14 protein-coding genes, 1 pseudogene and 1 riboswitch are annotated in these 17,299 nt (G+C 61.8%); of the genes and pseudogenes, 7 read left to right on the top strand and 8 right to left on the bottom strand.

Features of this window, described 5'->3' with window-relative positions; translation table 11 throughout:
• The first annotated feature begins 87 nt into the window (after positions 1–87).
• The 3 genes from GH659_RS13765 to GH659_RS13755 are packed head-to-tail and all read left to right on the top strand — an operon-like array spanning position 88 to position 4,545.
• The gene (locus GH659_RS13765; RefSeq protein WP_170285898.1) at positions 88–2,067 is read left to right on the top strand and encodes a TonB-dependent receptor plug domain-containing protein; all 1,980 of its coding nucleotides are present in this window, start codon (positions 88–90) and stop codon (positions 2,065–2,067) included.
• Between the two features lie 7 nt (positions 2,068–2,074).
• A complete protein-coding gene (locus tag GH659_RS13760) occupies positions 2,075–2,635 on the top strand; it encodes a YfiR family protein (RefSeq protein ID WP_153112015.1) in 561 nt (186 codons plus the stop codon).
• Positions 2,636–2,637: 2 nt separating this feature from the next.
• Positions 2,638–4,545, top strand: coding sequence for a putative bifunctional diguanylate cyclase/phosphodiesterase (locus GH659_RS13755; protein WP_153112014.1), 1,908 nt, complete (start codon positions 2,638–2,640; stop codon positions 4,543–4,545).
• Positions 4,546–4,641: 96 nt separating this feature from the next.
• On the opposite strand, the gene typA is transcribed toward GH659_RS13755, so the two are convergent.
• The 4 genes from typA to GH659_RS13735 all read right to left on the bottom strand — a co-directional run bounded on the left by typA (position 4,642) and on the right by GH659_RS13735 (position 10,012).
• The gene (gene typA / locus GH659_RS13750) at positions 4,642–6,486 is read right to left on the bottom strand and encodes a translational GTPase TypA (RefSeq protein ID WP_153112013.1); all 1,845 of its coding nucleotides are present in this window, start codon (positions 6,484–6,486) and stop codon (positions 4,642–4,644) included.
• 179 nt (positions 6,487–6,665) lie between these two features.
• A complete protein-coding gene (locus GH659_RS13745) occupies positions 6,666–8,804 on the bottom strand; it encodes a YgiQ family radical SAM protein (RefSeq protein ID WP_211364256.1) in 2,139 nt (712 codons plus the stop codon).
• 236 nt (positions 8,805–9,040) lie between these two features.
• Entirely contained in the window at positions 9,041–9,274 is a 234-nt protein-coding gene (locus GH659_RS13740) for a hypothetical protein (protein WP_153112011.1), read from the bottom strand.
• A 183-nt stretch (positions 9,275–9,457) separates the two neighbouring features.
• The gene (locus tag GH659_RS13735) at positions 9,458–10,012 is read right to left on the bottom strand and encodes a TMEM165/GDT1 family protein (protein WP_153112010.1); all 555 of its coding nucleotides are present in this window, start codon (positions 10,010–10,012) and stop codon (positions 9,458–9,460) included.
• A gap of 5 nt (positions 10,013–10,017) precedes the next feature.
• A riboswitch (yybP-ykoY riboswitch) is annotated at positions 10,018–10,191 on the bottom strand.
• A 113-nt stretch (positions 10,192–10,304) separates the two neighbouring features.
• Between GH659_RS13735 and GH659_RS13730 the strand changes: the two genes are divergently transcribed.
• A complete protein-coding gene (locus GH659_RS13730; protein ID WP_153112009.1) occupies positions 10,305–10,661 on the top strand; it encodes a 4a-hydroxytetrahydrobiopterin dehydratase in 357 nt (118 codons plus the stop codon).
• A gap of 117 nt (positions 10,662–10,778) precedes the next feature.
• Here the strand turns inward: GH659_RS13730 and fumC are convergent, their stop codons facing one another.
• The 3 genes from fumC to GH659_RS13715 form a co-directional block, all read right to left on the bottom strand.
• Entirely contained in the window at positions 10,779–12,215 is a 1,437-nt protein-coding gene (fumC, locus tag GH659_RS13725; protein WP_153112008.1) for a class II fumarate hydratase, read from the bottom strand.
• Between the two features lie 179 nt (positions 12,216–12,394).
• Positions 12,395–13,264, bottom strand: a complete 870-nt coding sequence (locus tag GH659_RS13720) for a pirin family protein (RefSeq protein ID WP_153112007.1) — start codon at positions 13,262–13,264, stop codon at positions 12,395–12,397.
• Positions 13,265–13,301: 37 nt separating this feature from the next.
• On the bottom strand, positions 13,302–13,898 hold the full coding sequence (locus tag GH659_RS13715; protein ID WP_153112006.1) for an FMN-dependent NADH-azoreductase: 597 nt from the start codon (positions 13,896–13,898) through the stop codon (positions 13,302–13,304).
• A gap of 96 nt (positions 13,899–13,994) precedes the next feature.
• On the opposite strand from GH659_RS13715, the gene GH659_RS13710 reads away from it, so the two are divergent.
• From GH659_RS13710 to rlmF, 3 genes are all read left to right on the top strand, one after another.
• A complete protein-coding gene (locus GH659_RS13710) occupies positions 13,995–14,972 on the top strand; it encodes a LysR family transcriptional regulator (protein ID WP_153112005.1) in 978 nt (325 codons plus the stop codon).
• Positions 14,973–15,240: 268 nt separating this feature from the next.
• Entirely contained in the window at positions 15,241–15,507 is a 267-nt protein-coding gene (locus GH659_RS13705; protein WP_153112004.1) for a DUF2442 domain-containing protein, read from the top strand.
• 180 nt (positions 15,508–15,687) lie between these two features.
• Positions 15,688–16,731: a 23S rRNA (adenine(1618)-N(6))-methyltransferase RlmF gene (gene rlmF / locus GH659_RS13700; RefSeq protein WP_153112003.1), complete on the top strand. Its 1,044-nt coding sequence runs from the start codon at positions 15,688–15,690 to the stop codon at positions 16,729–16,731.
• A gap of 33 nt (positions 16,732–16,764) precedes the next feature.
• Here the strand turns inward: rlmF and GH659_RS13695 are convergent.
• Positions 16,765–17,148, bottom strand: a pseudogene (locus GH659_RS13695) (5' nucleotidase, NT5C type); the annotation flags it as partial.
• Positions 17,149–17,299: the final 151 nt, after the last annotated feature.

Here is a 17,299-nt window from a genome sequence, read left to right as displayed (position 1 = left end):
ATGCTGAGAACAAGAGGGATTGCGCCGTTACCCGTCCGACAACGCGCACCGAAGATCGCTGAGCATCCTCGCATTCAGAAAAGAAAGATGACACGAATAACGAGTTTTTTCTCGCTGATCCTTTGTTCGGCCGCCACACTCATGTCGCCATTGGCGAAGGGAAGCGAGGCAGCCGACCTGGGCGACCTGAACACGCTGTCGCTCGAAGAGTTGCTCAACGTCGAAGTCGTCAGCGCCTCCCGCTACGCCCAGTCGATCACCGAAGCACCGGCCACCGTCGCTGTCATCGACGACAACGAACTGCGCCAGCACGGCTACCGCAACTTGGCCGAAGCGCTGGTCACGGTTCCTGGCGTGTACGCGAGCAACGACCGCAACTACACCTATCTCGGCGTGCGCGGCTTCAACCGGCCGGGGGACTACGGCACCCGCCTCCTGCTGCTGACCGACGGCGCGCGTCGCAACGACCCGTTGTTCGACCAGGCGCTGCTCGGCAACGAATCCCCGGTCGAGCTCGACTGGGTCAAGCGCATCGAATTCGTCGCCGGTCCCGCCTCGTCCGTGTATGGCCCCAACGCCCTGTTCGGTACCATCAATACGATCATGCTCGACGGCGGCGACATCAATGGCGCACGCGTGACGCTGGACGCCGGAGAATTCAACACCAAGCGCCTCGGCGTTGTCGCCGGGCAAAAGCTCGACGGCGAACGGGACTGGTTCGTCGGCCTGGCCGGCTACACATCAGACGGTGAAGACCTCTACTTCCCGGAATTCGACAACGGAATCACCAACGGCAAGGCCAACGGTCTCGACGGCGAGAAATACCACAAGTTCTACGGCAAATACCGCTGGGGCAACTGGCGGCTAACCGGCAACTACAGCTCGCGCTCGAAGGATCTGGCCACGGCCGCATGGGGCACTCAATTCGGCGCCAGTGGCACATGGACGCGCGACGAGAACAGCCTGTTCGAACTCCGCTACGACGGCGATGAAACGAATGGCTGGCAACCGGCCTTTCGCCTCTACAGCGGCCGATTCAACTATGACGGCCGCTACCAATACGACAGCGGCACCAGCGGCAAGGATCGGGCAACCGCGACATGGTACGGCGGCGAATATCGGCTCTCCTACAACGGCCTCGCCGACCACCGGCTGATCGTCGGTATCGACGCGCAATGGAACACCAAGATCGAACAGATTTACTACGAAACGGCCCCGAAAAACGTCATTCTCGACAGCAACGAGCCGTCGCGCACGGCCAGCGTCTTTGCTCAGGACGAGTGGAACTTCCTGCCCGACTGGCGGCTCAACGTGAGTCTGCGCCACGACACGCACAGCGACTATTCCGGAGAGACCTCGCCACGCGCTGCGCTCATCTGGCAACCCACGTCCCGGCTCAGCCTGAAAGCGATGATCGGCAACGCCTACCGTTTCCCGAACGCCTTTGAGCGTTTTTACCACGACGGGAACGTCACCCAGTCGGCCAACCCGGACCTTGAGCCGGAACGCATCGAGAGCCACGAACTCGCGGCAATCTACCGCTTCGGATCGGCCGGCCATATCAGCCTGAGCCTTTACGACAACACGATCCGCGATCTGATCGATCAAGTCATCGACAGCAACGGTGTGGCGACGTACACCAACCTGGACGAGGTTGACGCCCACGGCGTCGAACTCAGTGCTGAAAACCACTGGTCGAACGGCCTCCGGCTACGCGGCAGTGTCGCCTGGCAACAGAGCCGGCTCGCGGATGGCTCAACGCTGGCCGACTCGCCGAAGCTGATGGGCAAACTGATCGCCGAAGCGCCGCTTGCTTACGGCTGGACCGCCTCCGGCGAAATCCTCGGCCTCTCCTCGCGCAAAGGCAGCAATGGCGATGTACCGGGTTACGGCATCGTCAACCTCAAAGCCATGTCGGCCCTAAACCCGAAGCTTGGCCAGGTCAGCGTTGCCGTTTATAACGTCGGCGACCGCCGCTACTACGCTCCGTCCAACGCCTACCTCGACCTGCACGCCGTTGAGCAACCCGGGCGCCAGGTGATGCTGCGCTGGACCCTGGCGTACTGACACGGCCATGAACATCTTTCTCCCGCTACTGAAGCGCAGGTTGCGACAGGGCGCTTCCGCGCTCCTCGCCGTCGGGCTCGGCGCCTTGGCGCTTCCCGTCGCCGCGCAGATGAAAGCCTCCGAAGCCGACCTCAAGGCCGCAATCATCATCAACATGGCGATGTTCGTTGACTGGCCGCCACATCCGACCCTTGCCAACGATCGACTGTCGATCTGCGTGCTGGGCTCCAGTCCGGTCGCCACCGCCCTGAGCAATGCCCAAGGGAAAGCAGTGCGCAACCGCACCCTGCAGACCAGCAAGGTACGGCCCGACGGCCTGGCCGGATGCCACGTCGTTTATCTTTCGCCCGACGACCGTGCCCGACTGCCCGAGATCGTGGCCGCACAGCAAACGGCCCCCGTTCTGATTGCCGGTGACTCGCCGGACTATTTCCGGCGCGGCGTAATGCTCAATCTTGAACTGAGCGGCGGTCACATTGTCTTCGACATCGATCTGCGCACGGCTCAAAAAACCGGCCTGCAGATCAGTTCCAAGGCCCTTCGCCTCGCCCGGCAGATCATCGAATAACCATGGAAATCCTCGCCCACACCCGATACACCAAGCGCCTGATGCTGCTCACCACCACGGTCGCCGTGCTGGTCACCTTCATCCTGCTGATGACGTACCAGTACGTTTCGGGCTTGCAGCAACTTGAGGAAGAACTGGAGGCTCAAGCCGCCATCCTCGGCACCAACAGCGCGGCCGCGCTTGCCTTCAACGATCAAAAAGCGGCCTACGAAAACCTGACGGCGATCCGCAAGACCGCGAGAATCCTCGGCGCCGCCCTTTATGAGACAGACGGCAATCTGTTCATCCTGATTGACGATCCGGAGTCAATTTTCCCCGACAGCATCAATCCCCTCGAACTCGATACGCCACCCCGTCCACGCGTCGATACCGGCCTTTTCACCCGACTGCTGCGCGTCGAAGTCATGCAGGCCGGCGTACGCGTCGGATCGCTGGTTCTGCTCGCCACCTACAGGCCGCTGTACACGAATCTGCTGATCTACGCCGTCGGACTCGTGCTCATCGGGCTGGTCGCACTCATTCTCTCGCGGCGCTTCACCGCCCGACTGCGCAAGAAGATGGCCATCACCGAGGGCGAACTCGAAAAAATGGCGCTCTACGACCGCGTCACCGGGCTGCCGAACCGGCGCTTCTTCGAATATGAGCTGAAGAAAGCGGTCAATCGCATCCAGCGCGAGGAAGAAAACGCCGCCTTGCTGATGATCGATGTCGACGACTTCAAGAAGGTCAACGACCTCTGCGGCCACGCCACTGGCGACGACGTCTTGCAGATGATCGCCAACCGCCTCAAGCAGACGATACGTGCCGACGACGTGCTCGCCCGGATTGGTGGCGACGAGTTCGCGGCCATCCTGTTCCGGCCCGGCGATCCGGAGAACGTCAACGCCATTGCCGGCAAGATGATCGAAGTCATCTCCCGCCCCTTCCCGACCGAACCGATCCCGAGCCACGTCGGGCTGAGTATCGGCATGACGATGATGCCGAACGACAGCGACGATCCGACCACACTCCTGCGCTGGTCGGACATGGCGATGTACGAAGCCAAATCCCAAGGAAAGAATCGCGCCCAGTTCTTTTCCGCAGAAATCAACCGCAAGATCCGCAGCGACTTGCAGATCGAAGCGGGCTTGCGCGAGGCCATCAGGACCGATGCGCCAGAGACCGGACTCTACCTGGCCTATCAACCGCAAGTCTGTGCCCGCACGCGCCAGATCGTCGGTTTCGAAGCGCTGATGCGCTGGATTCCGCCGGGCGGCGAGTTTGTCTCCCCCGCCGAATTCATCCCGGTCGCCGAGAAAAGCGGCCTCATCGTCGACATCGGCGCCTGGGTCATCCGCCGCGCCTGCCAAGACATTGCCGCCCTGCGGCAGCAAGGCATCAATATCCCGAAGATGGCGATCAATGTCTCGCCGCGCGAGATGACGCGCGGCAATGCGCTGGTCGAAAACGCCTGCAAGACGCTGCTCCACTTCGGCGAGTGCGCCCAGCGCATCGAGTTCGAAATCACCGAGAACGCCCTGATGGCGGAAAATGGCGCGGACGTGCTCACCGCTTTCCGCAACGCCGGCTTCACGCTGGCCATCGACGATTTCGGCACCGGCTATTCCTCGCTCGGCTACCTGCGCCGTTTTCAGGTCGGCGCGCTCAAAATCGACCAGCAGTTCGTGCACCGTCTGCCCGACAACAGCGAAGATGCAGCCATCGTGTCCGCCGTGATCCAGATGGCCAAGGCGCTCGGCATCACCGTCGTCGCCGAAGGCGTGGAAACCGAGGCGCAAGCCGAATTTCTGACCGCGCACGGCTGTGACATTCTGCAAGGCTACCTGATCAGCCGCCCGCTGCCGCTGGCCGAACTGGTGACGTTCATCCACAACCACGCGCCGGGAACAATGGAAAGCCCATGCGATTGACCGCCTGCTGCCAGCGACTGCATTCGTAAATCGCTCTGTAAACGACAACGCGGCTCCGGAGAGCCGCGTTGTCGTTTACCTTTGACCGTTGTCGTATCAGCCCTCGCTGCGCAAGGCGCGACGGCGCTCGTGCTCGGAGAGGAAACGCTTGCGGATACGCAGGCTCTTCGGCGTGATTTCAACCAGCTCGTCGTCGTCGATGAATTCGACGGCCGATTCGAGCGTCAGCTGGACCGGCGGCACCAGACGCACGGCTTCGTCGGTTCCGGAAGCACGCACGTTGGTCAGCTGCTTGCCCTTGATCGGATTGACGACGAGGTCGTTTTCACGCGAGTGGATACCGATGACCATGCCTTCGTACAGGCGGTCGCCCGGCACCGAGAACATCCGGCCACGATCCTGCAGCTTCCACAGCGCGTAGGCCACGGCCTCGCCCTGCTCGGCCGAGATCAGCACGCCGTTGCGACGGCCGGGCATGTCGCCTTTGACCGGCGCGTAGTCGTCGAAAACGTGGCTGATCAGGCCGGTGCCGCGCGTCAGGTTCATGAATTCGCCCTGAAAACCGATCAGGCCGCGCGCCGGGATGCGGTATTCGAGACGGACACGACCGCGACCGTCGGAAACCATGTCGACGAGGTCGCCCTTGCGGTAGCCGAGCGCTTCCATAACGCCGCCCTGATGCGCTTCCTCGACGTCGAGCGTCAGCATTTCGTACGGCTCGCACTGCTCGCCGTTGATCTCCTTGAAGATCACGCGCGGCCGACCGACGGCCAGCTCGTAGCCTTCGCGGCGCATCGTTTCGAGCAGGATGGTCAGGTGCAATTCGCCACGGCCGGAGACGAGGAAGGAATCGGTATCGCTGGTGTCTTCAACGCGCAGCGCCATGTTGGTCAGCAGTTCCTTCTGCAGACGCTCGCGGATCTGGCGGCTGGTCACGAACTTGCCTTCCGTGCCGGCGTACGGCGAGCTGTTGACCATGAAGGTCATGTTCAGCGTCGGCTCGTCGATCTTGAGCATCGGCAGTGCTTCCGGCGAATTCGGATCGGTGATCGTGCAGCCGATCGAGAGTTCTTCGATACCGGTCACCAGCACGATATCGCCGGCGACGACTTCGTCCATCGGCACCCGCTCCAGACCACGGAAACCGAGCACTTGGTTGATCTTGGCGTTTTTTGGCGAACCGTGTTCGAAATTGCCGTTTTCATCCGGCTGACCGTACATCACGGTGACTTGCTGCGCCGGCTTCAGGCGACCACGCTGCACGCGGCCAATGCCGATACGGCCAACGTAGGAGGAATAGTCGAGCGCCGCGATCTGCAACTGCAGCGGGCCGTCGATGTCGTTGGCTTCCGGCGGCGGCACGTATTTGAGGATGGCGTCGAACATCGGACGCATGTCGGACGACGGCGCATCGAGATCGGTCGTTGCGTAGCCGTTGATCGCCGAAGCGTAGATCACCGGGAAATCGAGCTGTTCGTCGGTCGCGCCGAGCTTGTCGAAAAGGTCGAAGGTGTTATCGACCACCCAGTCCGGACGGGCGCCGTCGCGGTCGATCTTGTTGATGACGACGATCGGCTTGAGGCCGAGCGCCAGCGCCTTCTTGGTCACGAAGCGCGTTTGCGGCATCGGGCCTTCAACGGCATCGACCAGCAGCAGCACGCCATCGACCATGCCGAGCACCCGCTCGACTTCACCGCCGAAGTCGGCGTGGCCCGGGGTATCGACGATGTTGATGTGCACGCCTTCGTAATCGACGGCCAGGTTCTTGGCGAGAATCGTGATGCCCCGCTCTTTTTCCAGGTCATTGGAGTCCATGACCCGCTCGGCAACGTGCTGGTGGGCAGAGAACGTGCCCGCCTGATGCAGCAGCTTATCAACGAGCGTTGTTTTGCCGTGGTCGACGTGGGCAATGATGGCGATATTACGTACGGAACGGGACATGAAGGGGTAACTCTTTGATAAAAGGCTGCGATTTTAGCACGCGCAAGGGGGCTCGGCAGCGGTAAGAACGAAAAACCTGTTTAACCACAAAGACACAGAGGCACAGAGAAAAGCTTGAAAATCAATGATAAAGACTGAGATTCAGGGCATGCCGGATTACTGAAAAACAGGCGAATATCTCACCGCCTTTTCCCTCTGTGCCTCTGTGCCTCTGTGGTGAATGGTTTTACCGGTTTGACGGTGCGCTTGGCCGGAGAAGCCTGCCGCAGCCCGGTCCCGGCCGGCTGGAAGCTCGGCACCAGATGCTTCTTGCCGTTGCCAATCAGGTCAGCCCGCCCCATTTCCTTGAGCGCCTCGCGCAGCAGCGGCCAGTTCTCGGGATCGTGGTAGCGCAGGAAAGCTTTTTGCAGCTTGCGCTGGCGCCCGGAACGAATCGTCTCGACGAGCGGCGAATTGCGCGCCACCTTTTTCAGCGGGTTGCGCTGCGAGTGGTACATCGCCGAGGCAATGGCCATCGGCGTCGGCAGGAAGGTCTGCACCTGATCGAGCCGGAAATCGTTGCGCTTGAGCCAGAGGGCCAGGTTGAGCATGTCCAGATCGGTCGTCCCCGGATGCGCGGCGATGAAGTACGGAATCAGGTATTGCTCCTTGCCCGCCTCCTTCGAGAACTTGTCGAACAGCTGCTTGAACTTGTCGTAAGTACCGATACCGGGCTTCATCATGTGCGCCAACGGCCCAGCCTCGGTATGCTCCGGCGCGATCTTCAGGTAGCCGCCGACGTGATGCGACACCAGTTCCTTGATGTACTCGGGCGAACGCACGGCCAGGTCGTAACGCACGCCCGAGCCGATCAGGATGCGCTTGACGCCGCGAATCGCCCGCGCCTTGCGGTAAAGCTGGATCAGCGGCCCGTGGTCCGTGCCCATGTTTTCGCACACATCCGGAAAGACGCAGGACAATCGACGGCACGATGCCTGAATTTTGTCACTCTTGCAGGCCAGCCGGTACATGTTGGCGGACGGCCCGCCGAGGTCGGAAATCACGCCGGTGAATCCCGGCGTCTTGTCGCGGATGTCCTCAATTTCCTGCAGGATCGACGCCTCCGAGCGGCTCTGGATGACGCGCCCCTCGTGCTCGGTGATCGAACAGAAGGTACAACCGCCGAAACAGCCGCGCATGATGTTGATCGAGAAGCGGATCATTTCATAGGCGGGGATCTTCGCTTCGCCCGCCGCCGTGTTGTAGGACGGGTGCGGCTTGCGCTGGTACGGCAGTCCGTAAACGCCGTCCATTTCCAGCGTCGTCAGCGGAAGCGGCGGCGGATTGAGCCACACATCCCGTTCACCGTGCGCCTGGATCAGCACCCGCGCGTTGCCCGGATTCGATTCCAGATGAAAGGTGCGCGAGGCATGCGCGTACAGCACCGGATCGCCCTTGACCTGCTCGTAGGACGGCAGGCGGATGGCGGTGCGGGAGCGGTCGAGCTTATGCAGCTTCCCGTCATTCCGGCGAACGCCGGAATCCAGCAATGGCATCGAACTGGACACCGGCTTCAGCCGGTGTGACGGAGCCTCAGGGGAAGCTGTTGTTTGCGGATGGAAATGAAGTGTCTGCGAAGTGGACTCAGCGTCCTCGCCATACGGATTCGCATGCTTGATCAGCGGCCCCGGCGCATCGACGTCGGACGAATCGACCTCGACCCAGTCCTCGCCCGGCATCCAGCCACGCGGCACCATGAAGCCCGTACCGCGCAGATCGCGGATATGCTCGATCGGCTCGCCCGCCGCCAGCCGGTGCGCCAGCGCAACGATGGCGCGCTCGGCGTTGCCGTAAATCAGCAGGTCGGCCTTGGAATCGGGCAGCACCGAACGGCGCACCTTGTCCGACCAGTAATCGTAATGCGCGATGCGGCGCAGGCTGGCTTCGATCGAACCGATCACGACGTTGGCGTCCGGGTACGCCTCGCGGCAACGCTGCGCGTAAACCACGACGGCGCGATCCGGCCGCCGGTTTGGCTCGGCATTCGGCGTATAAGCGTCTTCCGAACGGATCTTGCGGTCCGACGTGTAACGATTGACCATCGAATCCATATTGCCGGCGGTCACGCCGAAAAAGAGATTCGGCTTGCCCAGCGCCCGGAACGGCTCCGCCGAGTGCCAGTCCGGCTGCCCGATAATGCCGACGCGAAATCCCTGCGCCTCGAGCAACCGCCCGATCAGCGCCGCGCCGAAGCTCGGATGGTCGATATACGCATCACCGGAAACGATGATGATGTCGCACGAATCCCAGCCGAGCGCGTCCATTTCGGCGCGCGACATCGGCAGGAATGGCGCCACGCCGAAGCGCTTGGCCCAGTACTTGCGGTAGGAAAAGAGGGGCTTGGGTGCGTCGACGCTCATGAACAGCTTTGGAAAAATGGATTGGGGGCGGATTTTACAGGGAATTCATCCGCTTACCGGGTTCAAATGTTCCCCTGATCTGGTAGCGTCAGACCAATCAGAACCCAATTTGTTGCATGATCCGGCCAGCGGGTTCGCCGGCCGGATTCTGCCGATCACAACTCGATCGGCCGCGGCATCTCGCTTTCGTGACGGTAGGAACCGGCCACGCATGGAACGGATGTCAATTCGAGCTTGCCTTCGGCCGCGATCATGCCGACCAGCGCATCGGCGCCATCGTGTCCTGTCGTCAGCGCCCAGCCGGCCAAACGGGTTTCGCACCGTTTGCCGTCGCTATCCACATAGACAAAGAACCAGTCGGAACAGGGAGCAAAACTTTTGATCAACATGAAATCACCTTTGACCTTTCTTCCTGTGAAGGACCCGCCCGGATTTATCTCGGGCCTGTTACGTGCATGAAGAAACGATGAATCACCTGAAATTGCGCTCATGGCCGGGCCGATGCAGCTTTTCGCCCGGTCATTTCCATTTAAGCACACGCCTTGCACGACCCCAAATCCGACGTGGGCGAATCAAGCAAACAGTGTCACCACGCCGAGCGTGGCGAAGATCATGGCGGCAATGCTGTGAACGAGGCGCACCGGGATCTTGTGGGCAACCCGGTCGCCGAGCAGGACGACCGGGACGTTGGCAATTTTCATCCCCAGCGTGGTGCCCGCCACGACGGTATAGAACGCGCCATACTGAGCGGCCAGCGCCACCGTCGCGATCTGTGTCTTGTCGCCCATCTCGGCAAGAAAAAAGGCGATGAGCGTCGTCCCGAAAACACCGAAACGGGCCAGCCTGGCCTCTTCCTCGTCGAACTTGTCCGGCACAAGCGTCCATGCCGCCATGGCCAGGAAGGAGATGCCGAGCACCCAGCGCAGCGTCTCGGGCGCCAGCGCAGACGTCACCCAGGAACCAATGGCGCCGGCAAAGGCATGATTGGCGATGGTCGCGATCAGAATGCCGAGAATGATGGGAACAGGCTTGCGGAATTTGGCGGCGAGGATGAACGCCAGCAATTGCGTCTTGTCGCCGATCTCGGCCAGCGCCACGATGCCGGTCGAAACGAGGAAGGCTTCCATTTTTTGAACTCTCTGGCCGGAAAAGACGAATGACCGCACGCCTCTCCGGCACCACAGGAGGCAATGCAGCCAAAGGTCTTGCCAAGTGCTCAAACCGCCTGCGCCATGTCCAACCGGACAAGTATGTTGACGCAAGCCCCTTCTGGCGAAGGGCGGCTACTCCCCAATGACGGGCGCGGATGATACGCGCGATGCGGCCAATCGTCCATCGCTGAAGACAGACACGAACCGTTTTGCGGCACCACACTCCAATGCATGGGATCAGCGCATCAATCGAAAAAAGGAGCAAATCATGCAAGCGACCGAATCAACCGTATGCGACCTCTCGACGCGACATTGCAAGCCATGCGAAGGCGGCGTGCCGCCATTGACGCCCGACGAAATCGCCCGCCTGTTGCCCACCCTCAATGGCTGGAACTGCGAAGGCAACGAACTGGTGAAAACGTACCGATTCAAGAACTACTACGAGACGATGGCCTTCGTGAATGCGACAGCGTGGATATCGCACCATGAGGATCACCACCCCGACCTCGAAGTCGGCTATCGCCAGTGTCGGGTCAGGTATTCGACCCACGCGATTGGCGGGCTGTCGGAAAACGACTTCATCTGCGCGGCAAAAATCGATCGTCTGCTGACCGCGCCGGCGTAGTAATTCATTTTCGCCACAAAGACACCAAGATCACCAAGAAGCACCAAGTTTCAACCCGTTTTTCTTGGTGAAACTTGGTGCCCTTGGTGGCTTGGTGGTTCGCCCTTTTTCTGCGGGCTAAGCGGACAGCTGATTCCCCACCATCGCCTCCGGCCGCACCCAGCGGTCAAAATCGGCTTCCGACACGTCGCCCGACGCCAGCGCCGCTGCGCGCAGGGTCAGTCCTTCGTGGTGCGCTTTCTTGGCGATGCCGGCCGCCCGGTCGTAGCCGATGTGCGGCGCCAGCGCCGTCACCAGCATCAGCGAACGGTCGACGAGTTCGGCGATGCGCTCCCGGTTGGCCTCGATGCCGCGCACGCAATGCGCTTCGAAGCTGGCCATGCCGTCGGCGAGCAGGCGGATGCTTTGCAGCACGTTGTGGGCGATGAGCGGCTTGAAGACGTTGAGCTCGAAATTGCCGAGCGACGCGCCAACGCCGAGGGCCACGTCGTTGCCCATCACCTGCGCGCAGAGCATGGTCATCGCCTCGCACTGGGTCGGATTGACCTTGCCGGGCATGATCGAGCTGCCCGGCTCGTTCTCTGGAATCGCAATCTCGCCAAGCCCTGAACGCGGCCCGGACGAGAGCCAGCGGATATCGTTGGCGATCTTCATCAGCGCCACGGCCAGCGTCCGCAGCGCGCCGTGTGCCGCGGCGACGCCGTCGTGCGCGGCCAGCGCGGCGAACTTGTTCGCGGCGCTCGTAAAGGGCAATCCGCTCGCCCGCGCCAGTTCGGCCGCCACGCGCGCGCCGAATTCGGGATGCGTATTCAGCCCGGTGCCGACGGCGGTGCCGCCGATGGCCAGCGGATAAAGCGACGGTAAAACGGCAGCGATCAGCGACTCGGCCTGTTCGAGCTGCGCCGCATAGCCGGAAAACTCCTGTCCCAGGGTGAGCGGCGTTGCGTCCTGCAAATGCGTGCGACCGATCTTGACGATGCCGGAAAAAGCGTCGGACTTGGCGGCGAGCGTCTCGCGCAATGTGCGGAGCGCCGGCAACACGGCACGCACCACGCCGGTTGCGGCGGCCACATGCATGGCGGTGGGGAACACATCGTTCGACGACTGGCCGCGATTGACGTCGTCGTTCGGGTGGACCCGCCGCTGCGGCCCGCGCTCACCGCCCATGAGTTCCGAGGCACGGTTCGCCAGCACCTCGTTCATGTTCATGTTGGTCTGGGTGCCGGAGCCGGTCTGCCAAACGGAGAGCGGGAATTCGCCCGGATGTTTGCCGGAGAGCACCTCGTCCGCCGCCGCGACAATGGCATCGGCCTTGTCCGTCGCCAGCAACACGAGATCGCGATTGGCCACCGCGCAGGCGCGCTTGACCTGCGCCAGCGCCAGGATCAGCGCATCGGGCATGCGTTCCGTCGAAATCCGGAAGAAGTCGAGCGAACGCTGCGTTTGCGCGCCCCACAGATGGTCGGCAGGAACGTCGATCAGACCGAACGAATCGCGCTCAGTCCGAGTCTGGCTACCTGTCGCGCCTTTTTCACGCTTTACTGAATTCGTCATGTCGCCCTCCTCCGAAACCTCTTTCAACGCAGAGATCGCAGAGAAAAGCATTGATTCATGTGGAGAGGCAAGAGCTTTTCTCAAGCATTCTCTCCGCTCTTTCTCGTTTCTCTCTGCGATCTCTGCGGCTCTGCGTGCTCTGCGTCAAAAGCGGTTAAAAGCGGTTCAAAACACATTTTTCAGGCCAGCCGCCGGTCGCGAAAATCGTTCAGTGCCTGATAGATTTCCTGTTCGCTATTCATCACAAACGGCCCGTACTGGACGATCGGCTCGTCGAGCGGCCGACCGGCCACCAGCAGCACGCGCGCCGGAGCCTCCGCCGTGATCGTCACGCCATCGGCGTCCGCATCATCGGTCAGTATAGCCATCCGTTGCGGCGGCACCCGGCTGCCGGCAATGTCGATTTCGCCGCGATACACGTAGACGAAGGCGTTATTCCCGGCCGGAAGGTGTTGGCTGAACGACGTTCCCGCCGGCAGATGCAGGTCGAGATACAGCGGCGCCGTCGCCGTGCGCGCCACCGCGCCGGCCACCCCGTGACTCTCGCCGGCAATCACCGTCACCTCGACGCCGCTCCCGGTCACGAAGCGCGGCAGTTCGACGGCGGAAAAATCGCGGTACCACGGCTCGCTCATCTTGTCGCGGGAAGGCAGGTTCAGCCAGAGCTGAAAACCTTCCATGACGCCCGCCTCCTGCTCGGGAATCTCGGAGTGGATGACGCCGCGCCCGGCCGTCATCCACTGCACGCCGCCGTTTTCGAGCAGACCTTCATGGCCGGCGCTGTCGCGGTGGCGCATGCGGCCGGCAATCATGTAGGTCACCGTTTCGAAGCCGCGGTGCGGATGGTCGGGGAAGCCGGCGATATAGTCGCCGGGGTTGTCGCTGCCGAAGGCGTCGAGCATCAGGAAGGGATCGAGCCGGCGCTGCAACGGCTGCGTCAGCACGCGCGTCAGCTTCACCCCGGCGCCGTCGGTCGTCGCCTTGCCGGCGACGATTTGTTCGACGGTTCGTGAGAGAGAGACTGTTTCAGGTCGTTGAACGTGTTTCATGTTGCATCCTCCTTTTTGCCGACGCCAGAGCTCGCCCTCAGGCAATCGCCGCCGCAATGTCGGCTTCAGCCTCGGCAAATCCCTGCTGCGCCGCTTCCGGCCCCATATTTAGACCCTCGGCGTAGAAAAAGCTCACATCGGTGATGCCAAGAAAAGCGAGCACGGTCTTCAGATACGGCACCTGCGTATCGAACGCTGTATCGCGGTAGCGGCCGCCCCGCGCCAGCCCGACGTAAACCTTCTTGCCCTTGAGCAAGCCTTCCGGGCCATTTTCCGTATAGCGGAACGTCACGCCGGCGCGCGCAATCGCGTCGATCCAGCTCTTGAACTGCACCGGCACGCCGAGGTTGTACATCGGCACACCGAGCACGATCACGTCCGCTGCCTGCACTTCGGCGATCAGCGCATCGTCGAGCGCCACGCGCGCCGCCTGCTCGGGCGTGCGCTGCTCGGCCGGGGTGAACAGGGCGCCGAGCGCCGCTTCGTCGAGGATCGGATGGGGATCGCGTACCAGATCGCGCAACACCACGCTGGCCGCCGGATTGGCGTCCCGCAGGCGGGCGACGATGGCGTCGGCAACGCGCGTCGAGTTGGCATTCTGGCGGGCGCTGGCATTGATTTGCAGGATGTTCATTTGTGTCTCCTTTTGAAAAGTTAACCGCATGGAAATCACTTTAGTTGTCTGCAAAACAAATGAGAATCCGTCAAATCGGATAACATTGTTCCACCTATGGAACAATACGACGCCAATGACCTGCTGATCTTCGCCCGTGTCGCCGAAACGGGCAGCTTCAGCCGCGCCGCCGAAAAGATTGGCCTGCCCAAATCGACGGTCTCCCGCCGCATCACGCTGCTTGAAGAACGGCTCGGCGAACGCCTGATGCTGCGCACGACGCGCCGCCTGACGCTGACCGAATTCGGCCGCCAGTTGCTCGACCACGCGCAACAGGTCGCCGCCGAAGTCGAGGCGGTGCATGCGCTGGCCGAATTCCGCCAGCAACGCCCGAGCGGTCGCCTGCGCGTCTCGATGCCGAGCGACTTCGCCAACCTGCTGCTCCCCGACATGCTGGCCGCCTTCATCGCCCTGCACCCGGGCGTCTCGCTCGAACTCGACCTCTCGCCCCGGCGCGTCGACCTGCTCGGCGAAAACTTCGACCTCGCCATCCGCATCGGCGACCTGCCCGACGACGCCATGCTCGCCGCCCGCAAGATCGCCAACTTCCGCGTCGGCCTCTACGCCGCCCCGTCCTACCTCGCCGAACACGGCGACCCGGCGGCGCCCGACGACCTGATGCAGCGCGACACCCTGCGCCTGCTCGGACGCAACGGCGAACCGGTCAGCTGGACGCTGCTGCGCGGCGAAACACGCTGGGAAGGCGCCCCGCCCTGCCGCGCCACCGCCAACGCCCCGGAACTCCTGATCAAACTCGCCACCGCCGGCGCCGGCATCACCGCCGCCCCCGACTACTTCGCACGCCCCGGCGTCCAGCGCGGCGAACTGCGCCCCGTTCTCCCCGACTGGCGCCCGCCCTCACACCCCGCCTGGGCCGTCTTCCCCGGCCGCCGCCTCATGCCCGCCAAGACACGGGCGTTTATTGACATGCTGGAAGCGGCGATGGGGAGCACGGAGGAGTCATCAGTCGACTCATCAGATTGCCAAGCAACGCCCGCCCGGAAAATTGAATCGCCCTATCCTATGGACATATAAAATTGCCGTCGTTATGCTTTCATGCTTCTGATGAATCCGCTGTTCCCACACAACCTAAATTGTTAAATTGTCGTCCATCTCCGGTTATTTTTTGGCATGAAGTTCTCGCCGCAAACTCCCCAGAAATAAGGGACAGACCACGGTTTGCTTACATGTTTTTTAGAGCACCGAAGGAAATACATGTATCGCGACGAACTCATGGCAGACTGGGAACTCGCGCTCAGCGGCGAAAATCCCTACAAAATCGAACCTCTTTGAGGGTGGCGCCATGTACTGGGATGTAAAAACTGTCAAGCCGCTGCCAAATTTCCGAATTTTTGTCGAGATTGAGGATGGACGCAGGGGCATTTTCGACTTGACCCCGTATCTCGACCACGGCGTTTTTCGCAAGCTTCGGGACGTGCATTATTTCAATAAGTTGGGCATTTTATTTGGCGCGGTAACCAGGCCCAACGAGCAGGACATCGCACCGGAAACGCTACTCGCTGAAATGCTCCCAGGGGAATCAACGCCAGAATCAACACCACGGCTTTGACGCGCGCCACGACTTCGCGCGGGCTGTACGATTTGCAGATGTAGTCGTCGGCGCCGGCATCGGAAAGCGACAGCGCCTACAGATCATCGACAAGCTGGTTCAGCGTGGCGACTTCAGACTGCAGCTACCGCCAAGTTCACCGTTTATACTGGCCGGCCGCGCGGACCGATTGAAACTCCAATGCAAAAGAAACACCCAGCGCCCGACGCTGCCAAAAATCTCAAAAACCGGCCAAAAACCAAGCTCAAAGCCAAGCCGGGTCAGCCAGCCCAGCCCACCGAAAAAAAGGGACCGCATCCACGTAACCGGCATCTGGGCCGTTACGATTTTCCCCAACTGATCGCCTGCCGCCCGGAACTGGCGACGTTTGTCGCCCCCAATGCCTACGGCGACGATTCCATCGACTTCGCCAACCCGGAGGCGGTCCGGGCGCTGAACGGCGCCTTGCTCAAACTGCAGTACGGCATCGACGGCTGGAACATTCCCGCCCGCTATCTTTGCCCGCCGATTCCGGGCCGCGCCGACTATCTGCACTATCTGGCCGACTTGCTGGCGCGCAGCAACGGCGGCGTGGTGCCGCACGGCACCGCAATCCGCGTGCTCGACATCGGCGTCGGCGCCAACTGCATCTACCCGCTGATCGGTCACAGCGAATACGGCTGGTCGTTTGTCGGCACCGACATCGACCGCGCCGCACTGGCCAGCGCGCAGGCGACGCTCGACGCCAACGCCAGCCACCGCTTCGCCATTGAACTGCGGCGTCAGACCTCGCGCGAGGACATCTTCAAGGGGGTCGTGCATCACGACGAGCTATTCGACCTGACGCTCTGCAACCCGCCCTTTCACTCCTCGCTCGACGAGGCCAGAGCGGGGTCCGAGCGCAAATGGAAAAACCTCGGCAAGGAGGCGCCGAGCAGCAAGCCACCGACGCTGAATTTTGGCGGGCAAAACAGCGAACTGTGCTGCCCCGGCGGCGAGGCCGGCTTCGTCAGCCGAATGATCGCCGAAAGCGTGCACGTGCAAAACAATTGCCTGTGGTTCTCGGCGCTCGTCTCGAAAGCCACCAGCCTGCCGGCGATTTACCGCGCCCTGAAGCAGGCCGGGGTACGCAAGAACCTGACCATCGAAATGTCGCAAGGCCAGAAAAAAAGCCGCATCGTCGCCTGGACCTTCCTTGCCGAACGCCAGCAGCAGGCTTGGCGCAACCAGAACCGGGGCGACTAAGAGGCGGTTTTAAGGAAACCCGGACGTAAGCGGTCAGGCTGAGGCCTGTTGTTCGCAGCCGTCAGAGGCTGCCAGCAATCGCCTCCACGTTTTCCAATCAATTCGCAGCTGAGCCGGACCGATGTGACGGTTGTACGGCTGGTCAAAGAGGATGTGTTGCCAGCTGGGCTGGCGTGAGCCGGTGATGACGGGTTTGTCGTCGACGAGCACATCGCCGAAGACGAGGGTTTTGTCTTTGGTGACGATCATCCGGTGGACGAATTCCAGCCCCAGGTGGCGTTCGACCCATTCGTATTTTTCGATCAGGCAGTTGCGGTAGTCGTTGAGCGGCGAGGTGCAGATTCGTACGTCGTGGCCGAGTTCAAGCAGGGCGGGAACGGCCTCCAGCGCACCGGCCATCGGCGGCAGTTCCCTGAAAAAACCGGGCTGTCAACGGCGATTCAAAACTGATACAGATTTTTGTTGGGCAGCGATTCAAAACTGACACACCCCGGACACTTCATTTGCGCTGATCGCGTTGCCGAGAGGGAGGGGCGAAGGCCCGACCGGAAGGCGGCGCGATCAGCGC

Source organism: Propionivibrio limicola, from assembly GCF_009469695.1.
Lineage (GTDB): Bacteria > Pseudomonadota > Gammaproteobacteria > Burkholderiales > Rhodocyclaceae > Propionivibrio > Propionivibrio limicola.
The sequence above is the reverse complement of the archived record's forward strand: the minus strand, read 5'-3'. Positions and strand labels throughout refer to the sequence as shown.

Excerpts from the sequence above, each read along its gene's own strand:
- typA (WP_153112013.1), bottom strand. The coding sequence starts at position 6,486 with ATGTCCCGTTCCGTACGTAATATCGCCATCATTGCCCACGTCGACCAC.
- GH659_RS13740 (WP_153112011.1), bottom strand. The coding sequence starts at position 9,274 with ATGTTGATCAAAAGTTTTGCTCCCTGTTCCGACTGGTTCTTTGTCTAT.
- GH659_RS13765 (WP_170285898.1), top strand. The coding sequence starts at position 88 with ATGACACGAATAACGAGTTTTTTCTCGCTGATCCTTTGTTCGGCCGCC.
- GH659_RS13710 (WP_153112005.1), top strand. The coding sequence starts at position 13,995 with ATGGAACAATACGACGCCAATGACCTGCTGATCTTCGCCCGTGTCGCC.
- rlmF (WP_153112003.1), top strand. The coding sequence starts at position 15,688 with ATGCAAAAGAAACACCCAGCGCCCGACGCTGCCAAAAATCTCAAAAAC.
- GH659_RS13760 (WP_153112015.1), top strand. The coding sequence starts at position 2,075 with ATGAACATCTTTCTCCCGCTACTGAAGCGCAGGTTGCGACAGGGCGCT.
- GH659_RS13715 (WP_153112006.1), bottom strand. The coding sequence starts at position 13,898 with ATGAACATCCTGCAAATCAATGCCAGCGCCCGCCAGAATGCCAACTCG.
- GH659_RS13735 (WP_153112010.1), bottom strand. The coding sequence starts at position 10,012 with ATGGAAGCCTTCCTCGTTTCGACCGGCATCGTGGCGCTGGCCGAGATC.
- GH659_RS13745 (WP_211364256.1), bottom strand. The coding sequence starts at position 8,804 with ATGTCGCGCGCCGAAATGGACGCGCTCGGCTGGGATTCGTGCGACATC.
- GH659_RS13705 (WP_153112004.1), top strand. The coding sequence starts at position 15,241 with ATGTACTGGGATGTAAAAACTGTCAAGCCGCTGCCAAATTTCCGAATT.
- fumC (WP_153112008.1), bottom strand. The coding sequence starts at position 12,215 with ATGACGAATTCAGTAAAGCGTGAAAAAGGCGCGACAGGTAGCCAGACT.
- GH659_RS13755 (WP_153112014.1), top strand. The coding sequence starts at position 2,638 with ATGGAAATCCTCGCCCACACCCGATACACCAAGCGCCTGATGCTGCTC.
- GH659_RS13720 (WP_153112007.1), bottom strand. The coding sequence starts at position 13,264 with ATGAAACACGTTCAACGACCTGAAACAGTCTCTCTCTCACGAACCGTC.
- GH659_RS13730 (WP_153112009.1), top strand. The coding sequence starts at position 10,305 with ATGCAAGCGACCGAATCAACCGTATGCGACCTCTCGACGCGACATTGC.